At 44.5% G+C, this 26,030-nt stretch carries 18 protein-coding genes; 6 read left to right on the forward strand and 12 right to left on the reverse strand.

Features of this window, described 5'->3' with window-relative positions:
* Positions 1-10 precede the first annotated feature (10 nt).
* Positions 11-1,132, reverse strand: coding sequence for an NrfD/PsrC family molybdoenzyme membrane anchor subunit (gene nrfD / locus ACED48_RS01395; RefSeq protein ID WP_017057861.1), 1,122 nt, complete (start codon positions 1,130-1,132; stop codon positions 11-13).
* Positions 1,129-1,965 carry a sulfate reduction electron transfer complex DsrMKJOP subunit DsrO gene (gene dsrO, locus ACED48_RS01400; protein ID WP_017057862.1) on the reverse strand — a complete coding sequence of 279 codons (837 nt, stop codon included), beginning with the start codon at positions 1,963-1,965 and terminating at the stop codon, positions 1,129-1,131. The genes nrfD and dsrO overlap by 4 nt, the downstream gene beginning before the upstream one ends.
* 259 nt (positions 1,966-2,224) lie before the next feature.
* Here dsrO and ACED48_RS01405 point away from each other — a divergent pair, with 259 nt between their 5' ends.
* The 3 genes from ACED48_RS01405 to ACED48_RS01415 all read left to right on the forward strand — a co-directional run bounded on the left by ACED48_RS01405 (position 2,225) and on the right by ACED48_RS01415 (position 6,259).
* Positions 2,225-4,114, forward strand: coding sequence for a sensor histidine kinase (locus ACED48_RS01405; protein WP_029627185.1), 1,890 nt, complete (start codon positions 2,225-2,227; stop codon positions 4,112-4,114).
* An 11-nt stretch (positions 4,115-4,125) separates the two neighbouring features.
* Complete coding sequence (locus tag ACED48_RS01410) at positions 4,126-4,728, forward strand: response regulator transcription factor (protein WP_017057864.1); 603 nt, start codon at positions 4,126-4,128, stop codon at positions 4,726-4,728.
* 316 nt (positions 4,729-5,044) lie between these two features.
* Positions 5,045-6,259 carry a tetratricopeptide repeat protein gene (locus tag ACED48_RS01415; protein ID WP_017057865.1) on the forward strand — a complete coding sequence of 405 codons (1,215 nt, stop codon included), beginning with the start codon at positions 5,045-5,047 and terminating at the stop codon, positions 6,257-6,259.
* 200 nt (positions 6,260-6,459) lie between these two features.
* On the opposite strand, the gene sstT is transcribed toward ACED48_RS01415, so the two are convergent.
* The 6 genes from sstT to malT form a co-directional block, all read right to left on the reverse strand.
* Positions 6,460-7,677, reverse strand: coding sequence for a serine/threonine transporter SstT (sstT, locus tag ACED48_RS01420; protein ID WP_017057866.1), 1,218 nt, complete (start codon positions 7,675-7,677; stop codon positions 6,460-6,462).
* 554 nt (positions 7,678-8,231) lie between these two features.
* A complete protein-coding gene (locus ACED48_RS01425) occupies positions 8,232-8,690 on the reverse strand; it encodes a copper chaperone PCu(A)C (RefSeq protein WP_017057867.1) in 459 nt (152 codons plus the stop codon).
* Positions 8,691-8,806: 116 nt separating this feature from the next.
* Complete coding sequence (locus tag ACED48_RS01430) at positions 8,807-9,403, reverse strand: SCO family protein (RefSeq protein ID WP_017057868.1); 597 nt, start codon at positions 9,401-9,403, stop codon at positions 8,807-8,809.
* Positions 9,400-9,840 carry a hypothetical protein gene (locus ACED48_RS01435; RefSeq protein WP_017057869.1) on the reverse strand — a complete coding sequence of 147 codons (441 nt, stop codon included), beginning with the start codon at positions 9,838-9,840 and terminating at the stop codon, positions 9,400-9,402. Before ACED48_RS01435 ends, ACED48_RS01430 begins: the two co-directional genes overlap by 4 nt.
* Before the next feature lie 202 nt (positions 9,841-10,042).
* A complete protein-coding gene (locus tag ACED48_RS01440; protein WP_029627186.1) occupies positions 10,043-10,963 on the reverse strand; it encodes a DUF368 domain-containing protein in 921 nt (306 codons plus the stop codon).
* Between the two features lie 552 nt (positions 10,964-11,515).
* Positions 11,516-14,224, reverse strand: coding sequence for an HTH-type transcriptional regulator MalT (gene malT, locus ACED48_RS01445; RefSeq protein ID WP_017057871.1), 2,709 nt, complete (start codon positions 14,222-14,224; stop codon positions 11,516-11,518).
* A gap of 568 nt (positions 14,225-14,792) precedes the next feature.
* Here malT and ACED48_RS01450 point away from each other — a divergent pair.
* The 3 genes from ACED48_RS01450 (at position 14,793) to glgB (ending at position 21,973) form a co-directional block, all read left to right on the forward strand.
* The gene (locus ACED48_RS01450) at positions 14,793-17,246 is read left to right on the forward strand and encodes a glycogen/starch/alpha-glucan phosphorylase (protein ID WP_017057872.1); all 2,454 of its coding nucleotides are present in this window, start codon (positions 14,793-14,795) and stop codon (positions 17,244-17,246) included.
* Between the two features lie 189 nt (positions 17,247-17,435).
* Entirely contained in the window at positions 17,436-19,616 is a 2,181-nt protein-coding gene (malQ, locus tag ACED48_RS01455; RefSeq protein WP_017057873.1) for a 4-alpha-glucanotransferase, read from the forward strand.
* A gap of 176 nt (positions 19,617-19,792) precedes the next feature.
* On the forward strand, positions 19,793-21,973 hold the full coding sequence (gene glgB / locus ACED48_RS01460; protein ID WP_017057874.1) for a 1,4-alpha-glucan branching protein GlgB: 2,181 nt from the start codon (positions 19,793-19,795) through the stop codon (positions 21,971-21,973).
* 80 nt (positions 21,974-22,053) lie between these two features.
* Here glgB and ACED48_RS01465 read toward each other — a convergent pair whose 3' ends face one another.
* The 4 genes from ACED48_RS01465 to ACED48_RS01480 form a co-directional block, all read right to left on the reverse strand.
* Entirely contained in the window at positions 22,054-22,524 is a 471-nt protein-coding gene (locus ACED48_RS01465) for a TetR/AcrR family transcriptional regulator (protein WP_017057875.1), read from the reverse strand.
* A gap of 213 nt (positions 22,525-22,737) precedes the next feature.
* Positions 22,738-23,577 (reverse strand): energy-coupling factor transporter transmembrane protein EcfT, encoded by an 840-nt coding sequence (locus tag ACED48_RS01470; RefSeq protein WP_017057876.1) that lies wholly within the window; start codon positions 23,575-23,577, stop codon positions 22,738-22,740.
* Complete coding sequence (locus ACED48_RS01475; protein WP_017057877.1) at positions 23,577-25,268, reverse strand: ABC transporter ATP-binding protein; 1,692 nt, start codon at positions 25,266-25,268, stop codon at positions 23,577-23,579. The genes ACED48_RS01470 and ACED48_RS01475 overlap by 1 nt, the downstream gene beginning before the upstream one ends.
* A 6-nt stretch (positions 25,269-25,274) precedes the next feature.
* Complete coding sequence (locus ACED48_RS01480; protein WP_017057878.1) at positions 25,275-25,823, reverse strand: ECF-type riboflavin transporter substrate-binding protein; 549 nt, start codon at positions 25,821-25,823, stop codon at positions 25,275-25,277.
* Positions 25,824-26,030 lie beyond the last annotated feature (207 nt).

Here is a 26,030-nt window from a genome sequence, read left to right on the forward strand (position 1 = left end):
ATTCCTTAGACTACAAGCTATGTGAACGGTTAAGTGGTGACGATGTTTTATGAGCTGATTTAACCGATAGGGCTTTTGTTGATACGATTTCAGAAGCGAACAACGCAAGTGCTAACCAAAGGCCACACATACCAACAATGCCGAGTAAACCAGAGCTGCCTATTGGCAGTTCGTAAGGGAATGGACCCACATCAAAACGTGGAATGGTTTGAACTTCCATCATGGTGACCCAACGTACTACCCATGCTGAAAGGATGGTCGCAAGCGCAATACAGACGATTCCAAGCTTGCTTCGCGATAGGCGCTGCAGTGGCAGAACTAAAATCATGCACAGCAAAATGCTCGTGGTCATGATGCCTAAATTGATGCCCCACGTGTCATTCTCATATAGGTTGAAGTGACCATGGTTAGATGCCCAAATTGATGTGAGAATGATGGCAAGGCCACCTGTTAAGGTAATGGTTTTCTGTACCAGTGATAGATCAGTTGTTTTTAGGTTTGGCTCACTTGATGGCAAAAGAGCCCAAATCAATAGCGCTAAACCTATTGCGGCAAAGAATGCCGTGGAGAACCAAAGTAGTGGAGATGCAGGTTGGTGCCAAAGTGGTCGGCTCGCCAAAATTGCAATCTCGGCACCGGTGTAAAGCGCAATGCTTAAGCCCGATACAGCCGTCACAGCAGCGAGTGCAATCATTAGCTTGGTTGAAACCTGCCATTGGCCTAGCGTAAGCCAAGACAAGCGTTTTAACAGTGGATTTTCACTCTCTTTAAGCTGTGCGATGTCGTCACGTAGGTAAACCCACGCGGTAGCAACAGCAAGGCCTGAAAATAGAGGCAGAAACAGAGAACCCACCCACATCCACGACCAAGGTGTGATGTGAGCATAAAAATGCCATGCGCGTCCCGGTTGGTGTAAGTCACCTGTTAGTGCGAGTGGTCCAACAATCCCGCCAATCGCCATGACAAGCACAAGCGCTGATCGGAATTGGTGACTGGTTGAGTCTTTGAATATCAGAGCAATCAAAAACAGAATAGCGGCCGCGTAAGCCGAACCAATGTAGAAAAAATATTGAACCGCCCACGGTAGCCAAGCCATTTCTTGAGCGGGAACTAACACCTCAGTGATATTCATGCTGTCTCTCCTTGTTTACCTTGTGTCGCGATTGCCAGTTCTTGTTTGCTAGAGGACAAGTTATCAATGGCGGCTGGATCATAAATCGCAGGCTGACCTTCGATATGGCTAACGAAACGCTCGTTCATGCCGATATAGAAAACATGTGGGTTGGTATTTTGCTCTGGCTTGAGCACCTTGATGTCGTCTTGGTTTTCATTAAGCAGGCGGTTGATCTCGCTGTTTGGGTCTTTGAGGTCACCAATAACGCGCGCACCACCAACACAGGTTTCGACACAAGCGGGCAGTAAGCCATCTTCAAGGCGGTGTGCACAGAAGGTACATTTGTCTGCGGTAAGGGTGTCGTTATTGATGAAGCGAGCGTCGTAAGGACAGGCTTGAACACAGTAAGCACAAGCTACGCAACGTTCGTTGTCGACCATTACAATGCCGTCTTCGCGTTGGAAGGTCGCTTGAACAGGACAAACCTTAATGCACGGAGCATCGTCGCAGTGGTTACACAGACGAGGCAACATGAATGACTTCACCTCTTGTTGAGTAGTCGAACCATCATCAAGGGAGACTTCATACTGTTTTACGGTGGTTCTGAACTGGCCAATTGGCGCTTGGTTTTCAACGCTACAGCCAACAGTACATGCCTGACAGCCAACGCATTTACGTAAATCAATCGCCATGGCGTAGCGTTTTCCTACTTCGCCTTTGCGGTCTGGTTGGTTGTTATTACGAATGGCTGTGCTTGCGACTGCGGTATTAATTCCAGTAATGGGGATGAGCGCAGCACCCGCGGAAACTTTACCGAATTGGCTGAGAAACCGTCTTTTCAATGAGTCCATATTGGTACCTATAAATGGGTATTCGTTCTGTTGGGCTCATTGTCAGTTTTTGACCGTTCATGGGATATTGTGGATTTCCACATACCCAGATCAAAGTTGATCTAGAACAAATGTGGTTTTGCCAATCTAGCTGTTATGCTTTGTTTTAGAGGCTTATTTAAGGCGATCTAAAGCATAAGTTGAGCGTTCAACATGTTGCTGACATAAAATGAATCGAGAATAAATTGAATAAACAGTCCGTTTGGAGAAATAGATTTTAGTGAGCGTTCGAAAACTAATGGCAATCGTTAGCCTTTGTTGGTTAAGCCTAACCTCAGGTGCGTGTTTCGCGGCTCGATCTGAACAAGCGACAGTAGCCCCAAGCCCAAGCCCAAGCCCAAGCCTCACTGAACCCGACCAGGTTATCGAAGTTGGCGTGTTAGCAACTCGAGGTAAGCTTTCGGCGCGGCAACGCTGGCAACCAACAATGGATTGGTTGTCTGAGCGAATCCCAGGTAAGCACTTTGTCCTCAAACCATTTAACTTGGAAGAGATGGCCGAAGCGGTGAAAGACGTCAACGTCGATTTTGTTGTCACCAACCCGGGGCAGGCGGTGCGATTAGGGCGTCAGTATGCGCTCTCTTGGATAGCAACCATGACCAGTCACAATTACGACGATCAAGGTGTGAGCAGCACGCGCAGTATCGGTTCCGCATTGGTGGTGAGAAGAATGTCACCTTATATCTCTTTTGAACAATTGAGCGGAAAGCCAATTGCTGCCGTGTCAGAAAATGCGTTTGGTGGTTACCTGACTATGCGTTATCAAATAATGCAAGAGGGGCTCAATCCCAACCACTTTTTCTCTAATACTCAGTTCTTAGGTTTTCCTATTGATGCCAGCTTATACCAGCTGCGAGAAGGGCACATTGAAGCGGCTGTGGTACCTGTGTGTTTAGTTGAGAGCATGATCAGCGAAGGTTTGCTAGTCGCTGGCCAATATCGAATTATCGGCAATCAAGCGCCTGAAGGATTCCGATGCCAAGTGTCTACGCCGTTGTACCCTAACTGGTCGTTTGCCAAAACAGAAAGAGCCTCTTCAGCACTGGCTAAACAAATGAGTCAGGTGCTGTTTTCAATGGCAAAGAGTAGTGCACCCGCCATTGCGGCAAATGCTTCGGGTTGGACGTCACCGACAAGCCTGCTCTCGATAGACAAGCTCTATCAACAACTCGACATGCACCCACTGCAACAGCCTTGGTGGAAAGAAGCGTTAATTTGGCTTAAGTACAATCAGCAATGGGCGTGGGCGTTCTTTATTCTTGTCGTATTACTGAATGCTTACCATTTTTGGTTGGAATATAAATTTAGCCGCAGTAAAAAACAGTTAGAAGCCACGTTGCACAAGTTAAAAAGTAAGAGTGAGCAGCTCGAGCATTCGCAACGGATCGCGGTAGTCGGTGAGTTGGGAAGCAGTTTGGCACACGAAATCAATCAGCCTCTGGCAGCGATTCGTAACTATAGCGAAGGTGGTTTACTGCGGGTTTCGAAGAACAAACCATTGACCGATATTGAACCTGTGTTCGAGAAAATTCAGTCTCAAGTGGATCGTGCTGATGCGATCATTCAACGCTTAAGAAACATGATTAAGAAACGCTCATCTGAGAAGTCTCAGACCGACATCGAGCAGCTACTCACAGACACCATTGAGTTGCTGCAATTTCGATTACAGAAGCACAATATCACTATTAAACGCTACGCGGTCGGACAGCCTATTACTTTGTATATTGATCCTGTGGGCATACAACAAGTAATTGTAAACCTGATCAATAATGCGACAGATGCGTGTAACATACAGCAGCAACGCGAACACAGCGCGATGTCTGATATTAATAACAAAAACGGCAAGCTTGCGACAATTAAAGTGATTACCGAGTATCAACCGGATAAAATGATGTTGTCGGTTATTGATAACGGAACGGGGTTAGATCTTGCCGAGCAACAAGTTACCCAAGCCTTTGTGAGCAGTAAAGAAAATGGCTTGGGATTAGGGCTTTCGATTTGCCAAGACGTGATTGAAGACCACAGTGGTAAAATGGCCATTGTGTCACTTGCTCCTCATGGCTGTCACGTTGAGGTAACGTTACCTTTTTCTCTTTCAAATGATTCATAAGGAATCTTGTTATGTCAGAACTTCATCAAACGTTGCCGGTTTATGTGGTTGATGACGATGAGTCGATGCGTGACTCATTGGTGTTCTTATTGAAAGAGCATGATTTTACAGTGTCAGCTTATGAAGATGGCCCGAACTTTCTAGATTCTGTCGACTTGAGTGCTCCGGGGTGTGTAATTTTGGATAGCAGAATGCCAGAGATGAGAGGGCAGCAAGTCCATGAGTTGATGGTGAAAGCGCAGAGTCCATTGTCGGTGATTTATCTGACGGGTCATGGTGATGTACCAATGGCGGTGGAAGCCTTGCAATCGGGCGCGGTGAACTTCTTCCAAAAGCCGGTGAAAGGTGGTGAATTGTCCGAGGCAATCAAGCAAGGATTAGAGGCTTCTGAAAAGCATCTTCATATGAATGTGTATCGCCAAGCTTATGCGTCGTTGACCGAGCGTGAAATCGACATTCTTAAGCAGATCATTGACGGCAAGCGTAACCAGAAAATCGCTGACGAGTTGTGTATCGCGATGAGAACGGTAGAAGTACACCGAGCGAGTTTAATGAAGAAATTTTCTGCAAAAACGGTTGCTGAGTTGGCATATATTTATGGGCAGTTAACTTAATCATATAGCCACCACGATACGAAATGACAGTGATAGGTGCCATATCGTGGTCGCTTTTAAGGTGACTTTTCTGGAAGGTTATCTTCATAAGCAAACTAATATTGAAGTAAGATCACACCATTTATGGAGTGCATACTGAGATGTATCAGGAATCTGTTTAACGCCATGTATTCCTGAGATACTAAGTTCATTTTAGGGTGAAACGTTTTAACTACTGCGCTTTTCCCTGTAATTTAGAAACATTCACTATGGTTGGGTACTCCTCTGGATTGGGTCTTGTATCAACCGAGTTAGGTTAAAAAACTTTATGAGTACAATGGGAATCGCAATTGGTGCGACGGCTCTTTCGTTAATACTTGTGGCCGTTTGGCTGATCTCTCTATCGCTAAGAAAACAGCGCTTGGAACAGGAACGTAAAGCACGTGCAGTCGCTTACCGAAAAGCGATTGAAAAAGCGCGTATACAAGAGCAAAAAGAGCGCCACTTCAAAGCTGAAACCGGGCATGTTCCGTCGATTCTGTATTTGGCGAAAGAGGCCGAACGTAACAATATCAAGGAAGCTCTGTATTGGTACGATAAAGCGGCGCATTTAGATAATGTCAACGGTATGTACGGTATTGTACGCCTTAGTATGAAGCGTAAAGAAGACCTAATTTTAAAAGAAAAAGCCAATTTTTGGCAACTTGCTATATCTGCATTAGACAATGATCTGGCTGCGAAATTTGAGATGGGTAAAGCGCTCGTCTTTGGCCGTGGAACGGATAAAAACATCCCCAAGGGCTACACTTGTATCGAAGAGTCAGCAGCTGGTGGCAATAGCGAAGCAATGCTGTTTATGGGGGACTGGTGTCTAGACAAAGAAAATCCGGACTATTCAGCCGAGAATGCAGTCGAGTGGTATCACAAAGCGGCGGACAAGAATAGTTTAGAAGGTAAGATTAAGCTTGGTTCGTGTTATTTGAATGGTATTGGCGTTGAATCCAATCATGGTGAGGCCATATATTGGTTTGAGACTGCGGCGGAAAAAAACAGTGCCGAAGCGATGTTTAGAGCCGGTGAGGCTTGGATCGATCATGGTGAAAACGGTAACGCTATTGCTTATATTTGGCTCTTCTTATCGGCTCATTTCGGATATTCCGATGCGAAACATTTGAGAGACAAAGTGGGTGGTGAGCTTGGTGTGGATGCAGTGGTGGGCTTACAAGCTCTGACTAAGCCAATAATGACTAAGTTAACTCAAGAAGCGATAACCAAGCACTCAATCATCAAAGCGCTCAATAAGCTCTACAAACGTAATATACCTATCCCAAAGAAAGTGAAAGAAGTGCTTGATGAAGAAGATACCGATTTAAGTGTCGATGGTAGTCATATAAAGACTAAAGAGCTTAGTGAATCAATTTCTAACGTTGATTACAGCCAACAGCAGATGAATACAGGTCAAGCATTAACAGATAAACAAGCTAACCAGAATAGCGACCCTCTGGACTTCAGTCAGCCAGTTGTTGAGTCTAACTGGAACAGAAATCAATAGTCGTGTTCAGTAGCTTTATACGGTGCTTCTGTGAAGCAGTTTTCTTTGGTTATCAGTTAACTGTAGTTCTCACCCTAATCAAGAAAACTAGGCAACAAAAAAGGGAAGCCGATGCTTCCCTTTTTATTTGTGTATGATTTGCTTTTAGAGCTTAGAGCTTAGAGCTTAGAGCTTAGAGCTTAGAGCTTAGAGCTTAAAGCTTATTGAGCTTTGTTTTGCTCAGCTTTACATACAGCAGCAGTGAACACTACGTCAGTTGAGCTGTTAAGCGCCGTTTCAGCAGAATCTTGAATCACACCGATAATGAAACCTACTGCAACAACCTGCATCGCTACATCGTTAGAAATACCGAATAGGCCACATGCTAGTGGGATAAGCAGTAGTGAACCGCCAGCAACACCAGAAGCGCCACATGCAGATACCGCAGCCACAAGGCTTAGTAGAATCGCAGTGAAGATATCAATTTCAATACCCATTGTGTGTACCGCTGCAAGCGTTAACACAGTGATGGTAATTGCAGCACCCGCCATGTTGATTGTTGCGCCTAGAGGGATAGATACAGAGTAAGTATCTTCGTCTAGGTTTAGCTTCTTACAAAGGTTCATGTTTACTGGGATGTTTGCAGCACTTGAACGAGTGAAGAATGCTGTTACGCCAGATTCACGAATACATTGCAGTACGAGTGGGTATGGGTTCTGTTTCGTTTTTACAAATACAAGCAGAGGGTTAACCACAAGTGCGATGATCAGCATTGAGCTTAGTAGAACCGCTAGTAGTTGACCGTAGCTTGCTAGAGCATCGAAGCCCGTTGTTGCGAATGTCGTTGAAACAAGACCGAAGATACCGAAGGGTGCAAGACGAATAATGAAGCGAACAATGTGTGAAACACTGTGGCTTAAATCTTCGAAAACCGCTTTAGTTGTTGCAGATGCGTGGTGCAGTGCAAGGCCAAGGCCGATTGCCCAAGCAAGAATACCGATGTAGTTCGCGTTCATTAGCGCACTAACTGGGTTATCTACAAGTTTGAATAGAAGCGTATGAAGAACTTCAGCAATACCTTGAGGAGGGTTGGCACCTTCAGCGCCCGCAACCAGTGTCAAAGTGGTTGGGAACATGAAGCTCAACACTACAGCTGTAAGTGCAGCAGAGAACGTACCAATCAGGTATAGCACAATGATTGGACGCATATGGGTATGCTGACCTTTCTTTTGGTTTGCGATAGAAGCTGCGACAAGAATGAAAACTAAAATGGGGGCAACTGCTTTCAAAGCACCAACAAACAGACTACCGAGTAGACCTGCATCTTGAGCTGCTGAAGGAGAAACCATGGCGAGAACGACACCGAAAACAATACCTGCAAGGATCTGTAGGACAAGGTTCCCACGAGCGATGCGGGCGAGTATGTTGCTATTTTGCATAAAATACCTGCAATTGTTAAATTATTATAGTGATGTATCTTTTTATAAAGCTGTACCAATTCCAACTATACACTAGTGGAATGGGCGCTAATATTAGCGAGATCTAAGAGGGTGTCTAGGAATAGTTTACTTTTAGGGTGATTGTTTGCGCTACGTGGTGTTTTTGGGTTGAAATGTTAAATAAATGTACATATGTTGAGTTATAAGCCTGCATGCTGATGTTTATCAAGCCCAATATTCTGTGAGTATAAGAATGTAAACAGCTTTTGATAAGATCATCGCTTGCAGCAATAGCCATATAGATAGCAAATTGAAATAAATAAGCCCTATGTGATGAACACAAAGGGCTTGTCCTCTCAATTATTTTTGATAGTTTGTAAGCCTTCTTCCAGGCTGCTCACCACTTTCAATCGCTTTGCGTAGTCGCACGCCGGTTCTGATTCATGGTTGCAATGAGAAAAACGATAGTACGTGGCTAAATTTTCCACATCGGTAAATGTTTCACGCACGCCTAGTGCGCAACCGACGAATATTCTGCATCCTGTGCTGAGCAATTAGTGATGATCGTGGTTCATCTTTTTCATGCCGCTCATTACTTTCTTAACCGGCGCATCGAAGGTCTGCGTTTCACCGTTGGCGAAGGTCAGTGTCATCTCGATTTGCTCACCTTCTTTTAGGCTGCTTGCTAGGTCGAACAACATGATGTGTAGGCTACCTGGTTTAAGTACTGCTTCACCGTTCGCAGGGATGATGATCTCTTGAACTTGGCGCATTTTCATAACATCGCCATCCATGATTACATCATGAAGTTCTACTTTACCTGCTGCCGGTGTTGTTGCAGAAACAATAGCGCGTTCTTTATCGCTGTGGTTCATCAGAGTCGTGAACACCGCGCTGTTCACTGCTGAAGGCGGGGTTGCACGAGCGTACGCATCATGAATCATAATATCGCTACTAGCCTGAGCAAAAGGGGTGAGCAATAAGCCTGCTAGAGCAAGTGCTTTTAACTTCATGTTGTTGTCCTTAATTTTTATGTTTTTGGTCTGGGACCTGACTTTTTGTTCGAACTTTATTAGTTAAGTTCTCTATTTTTTTACACGTTGTTCCTAGTCGTTGATGACTTGATACGCTAGCGTGTTAACGTGTTGATGGCCTCAACAATTGGCGCTGGCGTCAACGTGTGCGGTACTTTGGTTATCAAAGTACCGTCGGGCTTTAAAAAATAAAAATATGAGCTGTGGTCTAGGGTGTATTCCAACTCTGACCCTTCAAGTTTGGTCTTTCTGAAAATAACACCGTAGTTATGCGCAAGCGTCGTTGTCACATCTAATGGGCCACTTAATCCTTCCATCATTGGGTGGAAGTATTGTGCGTACTCATAAGAAGCTTCTGCAGCATCGCGCTCTGGGTCAAGAGAGACAAACATCGGGCGAATCTTCGCTTTTGCTCCATCTGACACTTGGTTAAGCGCTCCAGCTAACATCGCCAGAGAAGTAGGGCAGACATCTGGGCAACGTGTGAAACCAAAGTAGACGATACGAATTCTGTCATCGGTTTGGTCAAAGATTTCCGTTGGTTGGTTATCTTTACCGAAAAGAGTCGTTGCGGAAAACTCTTGCTTTGCTGCGTGTTGTTCTTGAGATTTATTTTGTCCGTCAAGATAGCTTTTGACACCAAAGCCAAGTACAAAAGCAACAACCAATGCTAACGACCAATTTCTACTCATCTTGTCATCCTTATTGCAGGGTTTACAGTCTCGACACCATCAGTGAGCTCACCGATCCATGTCATCTTATCTAAAGTACATACAGGTAAAATCACATCACCTTCATAAGTATTATTGCCAATGCTCTTTAGTTGAAAACGCGCTGAGCCCATTTCCATTTCTAAGCCGGTGAGTGACAACATTAGTGTCTCAGATGCGGCACCTTCCCAAACAACCTTTATTTTCGTGGGTAGAAGAGGTTGTGCGGTTTCACGGTCAAGCGACATTGAAATCGATTCTTGCTCACACGATGTTGTTGAAAGCATACAGTAGTCATCTAAATTGACTTCGGCCGTTGAATGTTCAATGACCGACTTGAGTTTTTGAAATACGGGTGGCCCATAAAAGCCTGCCACGAGAGCGATTCCAAGAGCAGCCACTTTTAATGCTGGGTGCATGTCGTGTTCTCATCTAATTCTATAAGAGCGGCGATGTTATCATACCCCTCAATACGTGCTTGTATCAAAAAGCAATTTTGTGCGTATGGTAGAACTAAAAAGCGAAGCCATTGGCTTCGCTTTTGTCTGCTTAATAGAGAGGTGAGCTTAGTATTTCTAAGTTCTATCCGTTCTGAACATGTTCCAGAAGTACGCTGAATGATTAGTCAACGTTACGCTCTGCAAATTTCTCTAGCCCTAGAACTAAGGCAATGGCTACAAGCATCATCACAATTGCCAACACCAGCTGAGAAGGTTGCGAGGTCACAGCTTCAAAATCGAACGGTGATAGGTTTTCTTGAATCAGAGGTACTTGCTCACCTTTCGAGTTGATGCGCCAGCTGATGGTTTCTTTCCACGGCCATATCTTAGGTAGCGTACCGATCATCAAACCGGTTAAGAATACCAATGTGAAATCGCGGAATGAGCGTAATAGCCAAGAGAGCACGTGTGAGAAAGTCAGTAGACCGATCACACAACCACCTAAAAATAGGGCAAGCACATCGATTTGAAACTCTTTAACGGCACCAAGAATCGGGCCATACATGCCAATCAGTAGCAGAATAAAGCTGCCTGAGATACCCGGCAAAATCATCGCACAGATCGCAATCGCACCCGCAATCAAGATGTTGATGCTGGTTGGTTCCATTTGTAGTGGTTTAAGAACCGTAATGCTATAAGCGAAGGCAACGCCAAGTAATAGAAAGACGAATCGAATCATATCGCGCTTTTCTACCTGCTTAAGAATATGGAATACCGACACCAAGATCAGCCCAAAGAAGAAAGACCATAGTGGAACAGGGTGCGTGACCAATAACCAAGAAATCAGTTTTGCGAATGTCGCAATACTCGTGAACACGCCTGCGAACAGTGAAATCAGGAAGAAACCATTGATGTGGTTAAACGCGGCTTTGAAGCCTTCGCGCTTCCATAAGCCAAGTACGCTTGGGTTAATTCTACGGATGCTTTCTAGCAGCGTATCGTAAATACCAGTGATGAATGCGATGGTTCCGCCTGAAACGCCAGGGACAACGTCGGCTGCGCCCATTGCCATGCCTTTAAAAAAAGTACTTAAATAGTTCATTGATTCATAGAGTTGAGAATGATTTTGTGCAGTATACAAACTTTAAGGTAAAAAAAGTATGAATATGCCTTTGGCGAGGTGTTTTAATTATCTTCTTAATTGCAACGCAATAAGTTGAAGTGAACATTTGCCTAATATTTAAAATACAAGCACTTAGTGATCTATCATTAGTGTTCTATGATGAAACTGATATCCTATCAATATTGCATTTTTATTGCACTATGCAAATGCACTTTGCAATTAGTATGTTGAATTAGAGGCTTTTATGAGATTTAGAGCTTATAAAACGCTGAATTAAAGTTGGCACGCTAACTGCATTAATAAATTTGACCCTTCTTAAGCCGAGGGTCACCTAGCCAACTGACGTTGTTAGTGAACTTTTGATTTGTTCACAAATATATAGAGCCAATCGCGATTATTGCGGTTGGCTATTTTTTTGTCTGTCGTTTGGCTATCTCTAGTTTTTGATCGGTAACCCCTCATTCTCCAAGCGAAAAAAAGCCAGCCACCATGGGTGACCAGCTTATGCTTTTTTCGAATCTCGAATCCGTTTTAGTATCCCATCAACTGCAACAAATTTTCTGCTGTGCTAATGGCTTCTTTACGGTTGGCAATGTTTAGCTTTTGGTAAAGGTTACGGATGTGAGTTTTGATAGTCGTGCCTGCAACATCAAGTTCTTGAGCGATCTGTTCATTACTGAACCCCGAGTAGATAAGACCAAGTACCTGCCATTCACGTTGTGTGAGTGGGCTGGTGCGTACCAGTTCAGGAATATTCGGGTGATTAACCAGATTCTCCACAAAGTCTTCGTCAAAGTGAACCGAACGGCTGCGTTGGGTAGTCGAGATATCTTTCATGATCTGTTGGGCTCGGTGACGTTCTAAATCACCTAAGCCAGGTTTGTTACTCAGCTTGTCCAAGATATGCCCGATAGTGCCACCATCGACTAGGAAGTTACCGACCATACCTGTTTGGTTGGTCATGTGTAGGGCTTCTTCTAGTAGCACACGAGCACTGTCTTCATCGTTGAGCTGTGTGCGTAACACGGCTTCGACGATCAAATTTCTGTTGGTGTCCGTAATCAAGTGTGAACGCTGGGCTTCGTTTTTCAAGAAGGTTAGCGCTTGTTCTGCTTCCTCATACTGCTCAAGGATGATGTGAGCACGCACGATGTTACGCCATTGAAGTTGACAAAAGTGGTTGCTTGCTGATTCAGGACGAACAGCAACGCTCAACCAGTCACGGATGGCGTCTTTATTGCCTTTTACTTGCCAGAACAAGATCAGAGACAGTGAGGCATTCGCCGTCCAATCTACGTGGTAAGTTGATTGGCGCAACAAGTGCTGAATCTGGTCAATAAACTTAGACGCTTTATCAATTTCTCCCCGACTCAATGAGATTCGAGCCAGCATTGAGTAGCTATGTAAGTGCTTACTTGGTGCGTGATGGCCAAGAATATCTAAGCCCTTATAACAACACTCTTCTGCTTCATCTAATCGATTCCAACACCAAAAAATCTGAGCTCTAACTCGCAGTAAAAATTCATGCAGTGGCACGTATTGCAGTTGGTGTTCTTCAATCAATTTAAATGCACTGTCTTGCAGCTCAAATGCAGCCTGAACATAACCTTGAGCAATTAATATTTCACTCTGTTGCAGAATTGCCCACAGCGCCTGATGGTAAACTTGATACTGACGTGCGAGTTTTTCTGTTTGCTGCATCATCGGTAGCGCACGGCTAAGGTTGCCCATAACATGGTTCACTTCACCAACAACAGAGGTCGCTACTATACGGCTACGGTATACCGTTGTATTTAGTTGACTTAATGAAAGTTCGGCTAATTCTAGCGCTTTTTCAGGTTCATTACTGTTGATGGCTACTTGCGCACGCAGGGAGTTGTACTGCCCTTGTTGTTGAGTATCAAGCTCAATATTTCGAGCTTGATATTGCGCTTCGGCTTCTTCCAGCAAGGTTCCTACTTGATCATATCGATGCTGACTTTGTGCCAGCCATGCGCGCAACATTGACAGTTTAGGTTCACTGTAAAGTTGGTCAGGTGTCAGTTGCTTGATCGCCATCTCTAATGAAGAGAGCTCACCTTGGTTGAACATCTGCCATCCGTGATCACTTAAGATCTGAACAATCAATTGTGGGTCGTCAGCACGCTGTGCATGTCGAAGAGCTTGATGAGGAGTTTTCTGTTTGATCCAAGCTTTAGCCGCACTTCGATGTAATTCAGCTTCTTGTTGCGGAATTCGTGCTTGGCGTTCGTGCGCGAGAAATTCACCAAATAGGTTATGGAAGCGGTACCAGTTTTTCTCACCTTCAAGAGGGTAGATGAACAGGCCAAATCGATTGAGTGACTCGATCATACCGAGCGCGTCTTCACGTTGAGTGAGTGCACATACTAGCTCGTCGTTGAAGTGATCAAGCACAGAGCACTGCATTAAGAATTGTCGAGTTTCTTTGTCTAACAAGTCGAACACTTCTTCCACCAAATAGTCCCAAAGATGAGCATGGTTAAAGTGTGAGAACGACTCCGCTGATTGCGCTAGAGTACGTTTTTGATGTTGGGCTTGCAGCGCTATAAGTTGCAAGGCAGAAGGCCAACCCTCTACATAAGTACAAATGCTGTCTGCTGTGATGTCATCAATGCCATCGGCTACGCGTTGGTTGAAAAAGCGCGTGGTCTCTTCAGTATCAAAAGCCAGTGAATCGTTACCTAGCTCTATCATTAAGTCACGTACGCGCAGGTTGGCGGTACCGAGTGGTGGTGTTCCTCGGCTGGTTACAACGAGCGTCAGGTTGTCGGGCATATGTTTTAGGAAAAAGCGCATTGCTTCATGAATGTCATCATTGTTAACCAAGTGGTAGTCGTCCAACACAAGGAAACATTCATGATGGAACTCAGACATTTCTGCGAAAACTTCACTTAATAACGAATGCAGCGATGAAAACTGTCTTTTCTCTGCCAGCTTTTGGGCATTAGGACAGATATTTTGAGTCGCTTTATTGAGTGATTGCAATAGATAGTTAATAAAGCGAAATGGATCGTTGTCACTATCATCAATGCTGTACCAACCCACATTAGGCTTATCTACTAGCCATTGCGCGGCCATTGTGGTTTTGCCATACCCTGCTGGGGAGCGAAATAGCACCAGCTTGTAACAATCTGCGTTCTGAAGCAGATCGAGAACCCTAGGTCGTAGAATCGCATTGTGTAAGCGGCCGGGACGGGTCAGTTTTGAAGGGATCCACATATCGAAGTTTTTCACCTATTTCGTGGCTTATGTTCTGGATTATCCCAATCTATTGTTGAGTGCTTGTCCAATGACATTAGCCTAATTACTTAAGTCTTCGTTTATGGTACGTGAAGCGAAACGATACCGACTATGATCCTCCACAGAAACCTTGCACTCCTGCATGTTTTTGATGTTCTACGCCCTTTATTTGTGATTTAAGTCACCTTAGGTGCGGTTTGTGAATGTGACTTCTCCTTCTCTTACACCGGTTTCTCTGTAAAAGAATGAGAGGCTAAAAAAAATTCGTGATCTGAATATCAGATTTAGCAATGACTTTTAGAGACGTAAATAAAAGTTACATCAATTGAAGTTAAGTTATCCGACGGGAGCTTGTGATCTTGGTCACTCCAAGATTTTGTTCTAACTCAGAACATGAGAGTCAGATCACTAACCAAATCTCGGTACGCCCCCTACGCCCTCTAATCTACTCCTAGTTAGTTGTAAGGCCGGGAGGATGTTTAGTTTATGGTGACCATGCACGATATGTCATAGATGAATTAGAACTATTAAAAGCGAGATTTCTGAAATGAAACCAACTCAGCAAAAAACTTTCGATAAAGTGTCGTTCCAAGAGAGCGTTAAGAAGCATTTGTCTGCGACCTACGCAACAACAATTGAAAACGCAGATAGCCGTGCATGGTACCTAGCAATGGGCCGCGCGTTAGCAGAATTGACAACCTTTGACCTGCTAGCTACTGAAAATGACGAAAAAATTAAGAACGCGAAGAGCGTTAACTACCTATCACTAGAGTTTTTGATTGGTCGTCTAACAGGTAACAACCTGATCAGCATGGGTCTATACGAACAGATCACTCATGCAATGGAAGAGCTAGGTCAAAACCTAACTGACCTTCTAGAAGAAGAACGCGACCCGTCATTAGGTAATGGTGGTCTTGGTCGACTAGCTGCTTGTTTCATGGATTCTTGTGCCGCTCAAGAATACCCAACAGTAGGCTACGGTCTTCACTATGAATACGGCCTATTCAAACAGTCTTTTCAAAACGGTCGCCAACAAGAATCACCAGACGCATGGCGTGGTGTTGAAGGTTACCCATGGGAAGTCGCTCGTCCAGAACTAGCACAACACATTGGTTTTTACGGTCATGTAGAAGTTGAATACATCGACGGTAAAGAAGTTCGTACTTGGGTTCCTGGTATGGAAGTAAAAGCAATGCCTTGGGATCTACCTATCGTAGGTTACGAGTCAAACACGGTTTACCCACTGCGTCTTTGGGAATGTCAGGCAATTGCACCATTCTCACTAGCAAGCTTCAACAACGGTGACTACTTTGAAGCGCAACACTCGCTAATCGATGCTGGTAACATCACTAAAGTACTTTACCCGAATGATAACCATGAGAAAGGTAAGACTCTGCGTCTAATGCAGCAGTACTTCCACTCAGCAGCGTCTGTTCGCGATATTCTACGTCGCCACGAAGCAGCTGGTTTCTCTCTAGAAGATCTGCCGAAGCAAGAAACGATTCAACTGAACGATACGCACCCAACGATCGCGATCCCTGAACTAATGCGCATTTTGATCGACGAGAAAGGTCTATCTTGGGATCAAGCATGGGAAATCAGTGCTCACACGTTCGCTTACACGAACCACACACTACTTCCAGAAGCGTTAGAGACTTGGTCTGAATCTTTGATCAATCGTCTTCTCCCTCGTCACATGGAAATCATCTTTGAAATCAACCACCGCTTCATGCAAGAAGTTCGCAAGATGTGGCCTGGTGACGGTGAGAAGCAAGCGAAGCTTTCTATCATCCAAGAAGGTTTCCACCGCATGGTTCGCATGGCAAACCTATGTGTAATTGGTTCTTACAAAGTAAACGGTGTAGCAGCACTTCATTCACAATTGGTTAAGAAAGACTTGTTCCCAGAGTTCAACGAAATCTTCCCAGGCAAACTGACTAACGTAACGAACGGCATCACGCCACGTCGTTGGCTGAAGTTCTGTAACCCAGGCCTATCTAAGCTAATTACTGGTAAGATCGGTACTGAATGGCCAGCAAAACTTGAGCAGCTAGAAGGCATCGCTAAGTTTGCAACAGATGCTAAATTCCAGAAAGAATTCATGGCGGTTAAGAAAGAAAACAAACAGCGTCTTGCTGATTGGGTTCAAGAGAACATGGGTATCGAGCTAGATACTAACGCTATCTTTGACGTTCAAATTAAACGTCTGCACGAATACAAGCGCCAGCACCTAGATTTACTACACATTCTATCTCTGTACCACCGTATTCTTAACGAACCTGGTTTCGAATGTGAGCCACGCGTATGTTTCTTTGCCGCGAAAGCAGCGCCGGGTTACCACCTAGCGAAAGAGATCATCTTCGCGGTTAACAAGATTGCAGAGAAGATCAACAACGATCCTCGTATCGGTAACAAGCTTAAAGTGGTATTCATCCCTGACTACCGTGTAAGCATGGCTGAAATCATCATCCCTGCAGCAGACGTTTCTCAGCAAATCTCACTGGCTGGTAAAGAAGCATCGGGTACGGGCAACATGAAGATGGCTCTAAACGGCGCGCTAACTATCGGTACGATGGATGGTGCAAACGTTGAGATTCGTGAAGAAGTGGGTGATGAAAACATCTACATCTTCGGCCTAGACGTTGACGGTGTTGTGGCATTGAAAGCTCAGGGTTACAACCCATACGATTACTACAATGCAGATCCACTACTGAAAGCATCTCTAGACTTATTGACTGGCGATGAGTTCACTCCGGGCCAGCCAGGTCTTCTATGTGCAACGTTTGACAGCCTGCTAGACGGTGGTGACCCTTACCTATGTCTTGCTGACTTCGCATCTTATGTGAAAGCGCACGAAGACATGAGCACGCAATATAAAGACCAAGCAGGTTGGGCTAAGAAAGCGATTCTTAACACAGCATTGGTTGGTAAGTTCACATCAGACCGCTCTATCCGCGACTACGTGAACAACATCTGGAAACTTGAAGCGGTTAACCGTTAATACTTCTAAAGTAGCCAAGGCAGTTTCTGCCTTGGCTCAATTAGCTTGTGGGCAAATAGATGGTTGAGGCATTTTTTGTTTATAAACTGGTCGCTTACAAACTGATTGTCACAAGCTAATTGATCAGTAACAAATTAAATAAACAACCCTACAAAAATTGAAAGCGTTAAGGCGTTTTCGGAGAGAGCGATGAAAGAACAAAACGTATTAAAACAAATCGCAGAAATGGCAAATATTGCCGATAGTTACGTTAGTGCGTGGGGCGATGAAGCACAAGTATCAGACGATACTATTACGTCTCTATTGGCTTCATTGGGCTACGATACAAGCAGCGATGATGCACTGCTTAAATCAGCAGAAAGAAAACACAAAAAAGATGTACTAGACCCAGTTCTTGTATTGCGTGACGGTGAGCCAGTAGAAGTGGCGCTGAATTTAGGTGTTAGTGCTCGTGAGAGCGAGTTCAACTGGCGTCTAGAAACCGAGCAAGGAGAGGTACTCGAAGGCTATCTTCAATCTCAAGTCGTTCGTGATGAGCGTGCAGAAGGTGGCCCTTTAGTGTTTGAATTGCCAAGTGATTTGGCATGGGGGTACCACAAGTTAATTGTAAGCCGTAAGCGCCGTAAGAAGCCTTATGAGATGACACTGATTATTACGCCAAAAGCGTGTTTCAAGCAGTCACCAATCGAGCAAGGCAAAAAGCTTTGGGGCCCAAGCGTTCAACTTTACACACTCAGAACTCAGCACAACTGGGGTATTGGTGATTTCGGTGACCTAAAACAGCTTGTTGCGGATATCGCTTCTCGCGGTGGTGATTTCGTTGGTCTAAACCCAATTCACTCATTGTTCCCTGCAAACCCTGAAGGTGCGAGCCCATATAGCCCGTCTTCTCGTCGCTGGTTGAACATCCTATACATTGATGTGAGTTCAGTACCTGAATTCGCACTAAGTGCAGAAGCACAACAGACTGTAGGCAGCGCAGAGTTCCAACAACGCCTACAAAAAGTGCGTGAAGCGCATTGGGTGAATTACACCGAGGTGTCTGAACTGAAGATGGGCATCTTGCCTCTGTTATTCGCAGAATTTAAGACTCGTCATCTAGATAAGAACAGTGACCGTGCTCAAGCCTTCCTAGCTTTTGTGGAAGAGGGCGGCGATAGCTTGATGCATCAGGCGGCGTTTGATGCTCTGCATGGGGCATTGCATGCTGAAGACTCTGGCATGTGGGGATGGCCGGTATTTCCTGAGAAGTACCGTACATTCGACAGCCCAGCGACACAGAAGTACATCAAAGATAACTTAGATCAGGTACATCTTTACATGTACCTGCAATGGTTAGCAGATTGTCAAATCAACGATGTTCAATCGCTTGCTGAAGAGAAAGGCATGGCCGTTGGCTTATACCGAGATCTTGCGGTAGGCGTTGCGGATTCAGGCAGCGAGACTTGGGCTGATCAAGGCAATCTAGTGATGGATGCAAGCATTGGTGCTCCACCAGATATTCTTGGTCCTTTAGGCCAAAACTGGGGATTACCACCACTGAACCCTGAAGTGCTTCAAGAGACAAGCTACGATGCATACATTAAGTTGCTTCGTGCAAACATGAAACACTGTGGTGCGCTGCGTATTGACCACGTGTTAGGTTTATTGCGTTTGTGGTGGATTCCAAAAGGTGAAAACGCAACGAAAGGTGCGTACATCTACTACCCAGTGCAAGATATGCTGTCGATTCTGGCGCTTGAATCCCACCGTTATCAATGTAGCGTTATCGGTGAAGATTTAGGTACAGTTCCAGATGAGATCGTCGACATCCTAGCAGATGCTGGTGTGCACTCTTACAAAGTATTTTTCTTTGAAACATCAGAAGAAGATGGTGGTTTCATTTCACCAAAACATTACGCATCACAATCAATGGCGGCACTGTGTACGCACGATATGCCAACACTACGTGGCTTCTGGCACTGTGATGACTTGAAGATGGGTCAAGATATTGGTCTATACCCAGATGCAGCACAGCTAGAAACTCTGTTCGATGACCGTCTAGAGTGCAAACAAGGGATCTTAGATTCGGTGGCATGGCATGGTTTTTTACCTGAAGGTGTTGGCCGTGATGCAAGCCTAGTCCCTATGGACTCGTACCTTGCTGAAGCACTTCAACTGCACGTTGCGGCTGGTGGTTCAACATTGCTAAGTGTTCAACTAGAAGACTGGTTAGAGATGGACAAGCCAGTCAACATTCCTGGCACTGTAGATGAGTACCCTAACTGGCGTCGTAAATTATCAATGAACTTGGACGAAATCTTTGCTCACGAAGGGGTAAATCGTATTGCTTCTAAGCTGACAGATGTTCGAGAGAAAGCAGCGAAGTAATGATATTGAGTGACTTGAATATACGTGGTTTTTTGCTTACGCCGTACGAAACTATAACCTCGGTCACTCAATGATCAATGCTCATCTGGTAGAATAAATAGTCGTTATATTGCCCGCACTAATAGCGGGCATTTTTGTATTATATTTTTTTGGATGTTTGGTTAGGGAGAAGCGTTTTGGAACTAAGTTCTATTTCAAAGCAAAAACAAATATATGCCCAACTATCACAGGCTTGCTTCACAGACCCATTTGCATTTTTAGGGCCATACTTACCTTCTAATCAAGGAGCATTACGTGTATGGATTCCTGGGGCAGATAAAGTCGAGTTGATTGTTGGAAAGGAACCTCGTATAGAGTTAGCGCGAGAGGGTGAAAGTGGTTTCATTCTTAAGCAGAAAAGAGACTTACGCTTTACTCACTATAAGCTTGCAGTTGATTGGGCTGGAGTCGAGCAGATCATCGATGATCCATACCAGTACCATGATCTGTACGCAAGTTATGAAGATCTTCATACACCGAAAGATATGTATCATCACATGGGGGCTCAGTTTATTACGCTAGAGCGTGATGGACAGACGATTTCAGGTACGCGTTTCTTGGTGTACGCTCCGCATGCTACAGCGGCAAGCTTGGTGGGAAACTTCAACGCTTGGGATGGTCGTCGTCACCCAATGCAACGTCTGGACTACGGTATGTGGGGCCTATTCATTCCTGAACTGGAAGAGGGCGCTCAATACAAATTTGAATTAAAAGGACCAAATGGCGAAGGCTTACCACACAAAGCTGACCCATGGGGTTTCTACTCCGAACAATACCCATCGTTCTCATCTGTGACTTATGATCACGCTCGTTACGAGTGGCAAGATACTCAATGGCAGAATCGCCCAGTCACGCAAAAGCGTAAAGAAGCGCTTTCATTCTATGAATTACATGCTGGTTCTTGGAAGCGGAACGCTGACGGTGAATTCTTAAATTACCGTGAGCTAGCTGCAGAGCTGATTCCATACCTAACGGATCTTGGTTACACGCACGTTGAATTGATGCCAGTTTCAGAGCACCCATTTTATGGCTCTTGGGGCTATCAGCCAGTAGGTCTATTTGCACCAACGAGCCGTTTTGGCTCACCAGATGACTTTAAATACTTCGTAGACCAATGTCACCAAGCAGGTCTTGGTGTGGTACTTGATTGGGTTCCAGCTCACTTCCCAAGTGATGATCATGGCTTAGCAAACTTCGATGGTACGCCGTTGTTCCATGACCCGGATCCTCGCCGCGGCTGGCACCAAGATTGGAACTCGTACATCTATGATTTAGGTCGTGAACATGTACGTCGCTTCTTAGTTTCTAATGCTCTCTACTGGTTCGAGCAATTCCACATTGATGGCATTCGTGTTGATGCCGTCGCTTCAATGCTCTACCTCGATTACTCGCGCAGTCATGACCAATGGATTCCAAATGTGGACGGTGGTAACGAAAACTACGACGCTATCGCAACGCTGAAGTGGATGAACGAAGAAGTTTACAAACACTTCCCAAATGCGATGACGATAGCTGAGGAATCAACAGCTTTCCCTGGTGTTTCAGCCCCAACTTTTATGGGCGGCTTAGGCTTTGGCTTTAAGTGGAATATGGGTTGGATGCACGATAGTTTGTCTTACATCCAAGAAGATCCAATCAACCGTAAATACCACCACAATACAATTACGTTCCCATTGGTTTACGCACATAGTGAGAACTACGTATTGCCTCTGTCTCACGATGAGGTGGTTTACGGTAAAGGCTCTATCCATAACAAGATGCCTGGTGATGAATGGCAGCAAACGGCTAACTTACGCGCTTACATGGGCTACATGTACGCACAGCCGGGTAAGAAATTGAATTTCATGGGGACTGAATTTGGCCAGACGGCGGAATGGAACCATGATGACCAGCTGCAATGGTTTTTGCTAGATTATGATCGCCATCAAGGTGTTCAGCGCTTGACCAAAGATTTGAACAACTTATACCGCTCTGAAGTCGCTATGCACGACCTTGATTTTGACCCGAAAGGATTTGAGTGGCGTCTTCAAGACTCTGCAGAAGCAAGTGTCTTAGCTCATGAACGTATTAGTGAGTCTGGTGAGCGTGTCTTGGTGGTATCTAACTTTACCCCTGTTCCTCATGAGCACTTCCGTTTAGGTGTTCCAGCACAAGGCAAGTACTCACTATTGTTGAATACGGACTCGACTGATTACGCTGGTAGTGGTTTTGAAGTGAAGCAGACTGCTGAAATTGAATCCGTAGAAAGCGAAGGCTTAGACACATCGATCGAGCTACGCCTACCACCGTTATCGACGATTTTCTACAAGCTCAATTAGCCTATAAGTGAAATTAACCAGCGGTTAAAATAAAGAATGGGAGCACTAGTCTCCCATTTTTACTGCTTAAAAACTCTTTCTTACGGTGCTCTAAGGTTCGTTAGTTGTAGAAGGGATCTACCTAAAACGATCTCAATGATTTGTTGAGTATCTTCACCAAAACTTTCCATCATTTTGTGACGAAATACGCCATTAACCTGTAGGTTAAGCTCTTCAGAAGCTGGGTTCTGTGAGGCATGGAAAAACATAAGCTTGATAGCGTTTTTGAATGGCTTGTCATTCAACGCTGCTTTCCAAGAGTCATAGAATGCAGACTTCGTAGAGAAATCTAAAGGTGCCATCATAATAGACAAAACATGTTCGTGTAGAACAGCTCTTATTGCACATGTTGAAGGAAAATATCCCTGTAAAGTTGTGAGGCTAACGCCCGTTTCTTGAGCAATCCTTGCATAGGTGAGCGCTTCGTGTCCTTCAGATAGAAACAGCTGTAATACAATATTGTTGTATTTCTTTTGGTTTTCTATTTTCTGTAGTTGAGTTATTCGAGCCATTACAAACCTATATTAGGTGTGACATTCTGTATAGAAATTACGGAAAATGGATGTTAACAAAATCTCGAACCATAGACCTTAAAAAAACAAAAAATCGCGTATAAAAAAATATAATTAATACATATTTTAGACTAATTTATTGTTTATTTAAAAAAGACCGCTTTATCAAACGGCCTTTAGGGAGGCATTAATATTTTATATTGTTGTACGAGCCTAGAAAGGGTACCAAAACAGTTGCTCTTCGAGCACTCGCTTTGCGATAGCGACTACCACTACTAATGTAATGACAGCGAGACAAATGAAGTCAACACGCTGCAAAGGTGCGTAGCTATACCAAGTTCGATCTTTGTGTCTGCCAAAGCCTCGTAACGTCATCGCATTTGAAATTTCGTCTGCGCGGTCCAAGCTAGAGAAAATAAGCGGGCCTAGAACCTTAGCCACATTTTTGATTCGAGTAATTAGGGGAGCCTTCTTTGAAAGCTCTACACCACGAGCCTGTTGAGCATGCATGATATTGATGAAGTCTTTTTTAACTTCTGGCAAGTAACGCAGTGTTAAGCTCACCGCGTAGGCGATCTTGTAGGGAACACCCATACGGTTGAGGCTAGCTGCAAACTCAGTCGGATGCGTTGTGAAGACAAAAATCAACGCTATCGGGAACATGCTCATGTATTTGAGCGTCACAGTGACTAAGTAAAACAGGGTCTCTTGGCTCAATGAGTAATTGCCAGGAAGCGTCAGTAATAGCGTTTCACTGCCGATAAGTTCAGTACCCTGCTGCGGCGCAAGCAGGTACATGAACAAAGCATTTAGGCTTAATACACTCGCCGTTCCTAATAACAAAGGCTTATACACGCGTACAGGCACATTGGTAAGCTTTAGTAGGTATAAACCAGTCACAATAAGCAGCGTAATCAATCTTAGGTCGAACGTAGTCAATACCACGGTTACCCAAGCTAAGAAGAGTGCAAATTTGGTGATGCCGTTAAGTGCATGAAGCGGTGATTTTGTATCAATGTAATTGATGCCGAATTTTACTTTTGATGCGTTCATTAAGCGCTTCTCTCGTAGTCGATGAAGTACTGCATGAACGCATTGGTGTCGTCGATTTTCATCATAGTCGCGAGTTCATAAATGCTGGTGGTACAAAGATTTGCACGTTCTAGAAGTGATGGTTGGCTAAACACTTCCGTCATCGCTGCATTCGCAATCAACTTGCTGTCTGCTATTACGATCGAACGTGTGGTGTACTCAAGAACGAGATGCATGTCGTGTGAGATGATCACAACAGTAATACCCAAATCACGGTTAAGCTTTTGGATGAATGCCAGCATGGATGTGTAGTTACGGTAGTCTTGACCTGCTGTCGGTTCATCCAAGATAAGAAGCTCAGGTTCCAGCACTAAAATAGAAGCGATGGTTACACGCTTTTTCTGGCCGTAGCTCAGTGCTTCGATTGGCCAGTGGCGGAACTTGCTCAGCCCACACAACTCAAGAACATGTTCTACTTTTTCTGTGATCAGCTCTTCTGCAATGTTGCGGTTACGAAGGCCAAATGCAACCTCGTCAAAAATCATATGATGCGAGATCATATGATTTGGGTTCTGCATCACGACACCGACTTTCTGGCTTCTTTCAAAGATAGAAAGTTCAGATAATTCTTCGCCGTTCAGATACGAAGAGCCAGAATCCGCGTCAATCACACCCATGATAATCTTGGTAATGGTCGATTTACCGGAGCCGTTTTTACCCAGTATTGAAACAAACTCACCCTTGCCAATCTTAAAGCTGACATCTTCGAGTGCGTTTTTATCACCGTCATAAGAGTAAGTTAGTCCATGAACTTCGAGTAAGGGAGTGTATTGCTTCTCTGCTATCGGGGCAGGGCACTTTGCAAACCAAGCTTGAACCGCAGGACGGAACCTTTTGTAATCCAAAGCTTTTAGGTTGGACAGCTTGTCTTCGCTTGTTAAAGGTGCTTTGGCTGCTTTAAGTGCTGATAGGTAAAGCGGCTCACGAATACCGTGTGTCTCAAGCAGTTCAGAAGCCAAGATTTCATCGGGTGTCATGTCGGCAACGATTTCGCCGCGTTCCATTAAGATCACACGATCAATATCGCGATGCAGAACATCCTCAAGGCGGTGTTCGATAATCACAATAGTCTTGTTGGTTTCTTTATGAAGTTGGTCGATGATCTCAATCGTTGCCTTGCCTGTTTTAGGGTCAAGGCTTGCTAAAGGCTCATCAAACAGTAAGATATCGACATCATCAACTAAGATACCCGCTAACGATACTCGTTGTTTTTGACCACCAGAAAGGTCATGTGGAGAACGATCAAGCATATCCGCCAAGTCGACCATTTTTGCTGTCGACTTAACCAACGGATACATATCTATATTCGACATCAGCTGGTTTTCCAATGCGAATGCGATGTCTTCGCCGATACTTAAACCCACAAATTGGCTGTCCGTATCTTGCAATACCGTGCCGATTTGCTCGGTATAGTCGTGCATTGAAAATTCAGAGATGTTCTTGCCGTTGATCTCTAAAGAACCGGTGACCTCACCTTTAATAGCATGAGGTATCAAACCATTCAGACACTGGCCTAGGGTAGATTTACCACTACCACTTGGTCCAATAATGACGATTTTCTCTCCTTTCTCTATCCTTAGATTGATATTTTTTAGCGTCGGTTTATCCAGCGACTCATATCTAAAAGAGAAGTTCGAAAATGCTATAGTCATTATCGCCTATGCCTCAGTCAGGTTACGGCTTTGTTTGTTACGCTTAGCGACTGATTTTAGGATCAGGAAGCCAACAACTGCGATCAGAACGGTATTACCCGCTGCGATGATAGACAGTTGAGTAAAGACTTTGGTAAACGGTTCTGCGTATAGAATGGTATCTAGGAATGCGGAACAGCCGTAGCCGACAACGTTACCTGCGAGAGCAAGCACGACAAATAGCGCGAAATCTTTCATTGGTAGTTCGCCTTTTTGAAGACGGTTTTTAGTCATAATAGGGAATAGACCAATAACCAACCCTACGATACCTGAACCTAATACCCACGTTAGCCATACGCCCCAACCTGCGAATAAGTCTGTTACCCAGTGACCGATAAAACCAACCAGGAAGCCAACAATCGGGCCGAACAAAACAGAAAACAGTGCTAGGACTGCCATTGCTGGTTTCAATGTCGTGTTAGCAAACACTGGGACACCAAACATAGGTAGACCACCAATGCCGTACAGTGCCGCGCCAATGGCGATAACGACGACTGTTTTCGCTGAAAAGTTCATAGATAACCTCGAATACTGAAAGATAAAGCATGATAAAGAACGAATATTCGCCATTATTAATATGCGTCTCAATGAGAACGTTTTTTAGGCAAATATGAAAAATAAGGCGCGCATTATACAGTAGAATCCTTCCATAAGGGAAGGTAAGTGTCTAGATGTCTAAAATTCCGTCTGAACGCCCAAATATCATAAAAAATGCGTGATTTT

It is taken from the genome of Vibrio sp. 5S239 (assembly GCF_041439575.1).
Lineage (GTDB): Bacteria > Pseudomonadota > Gammaproteobacteria > Enterobacterales > Vibrionaceae > Vibrio > Vibrio kanaloae.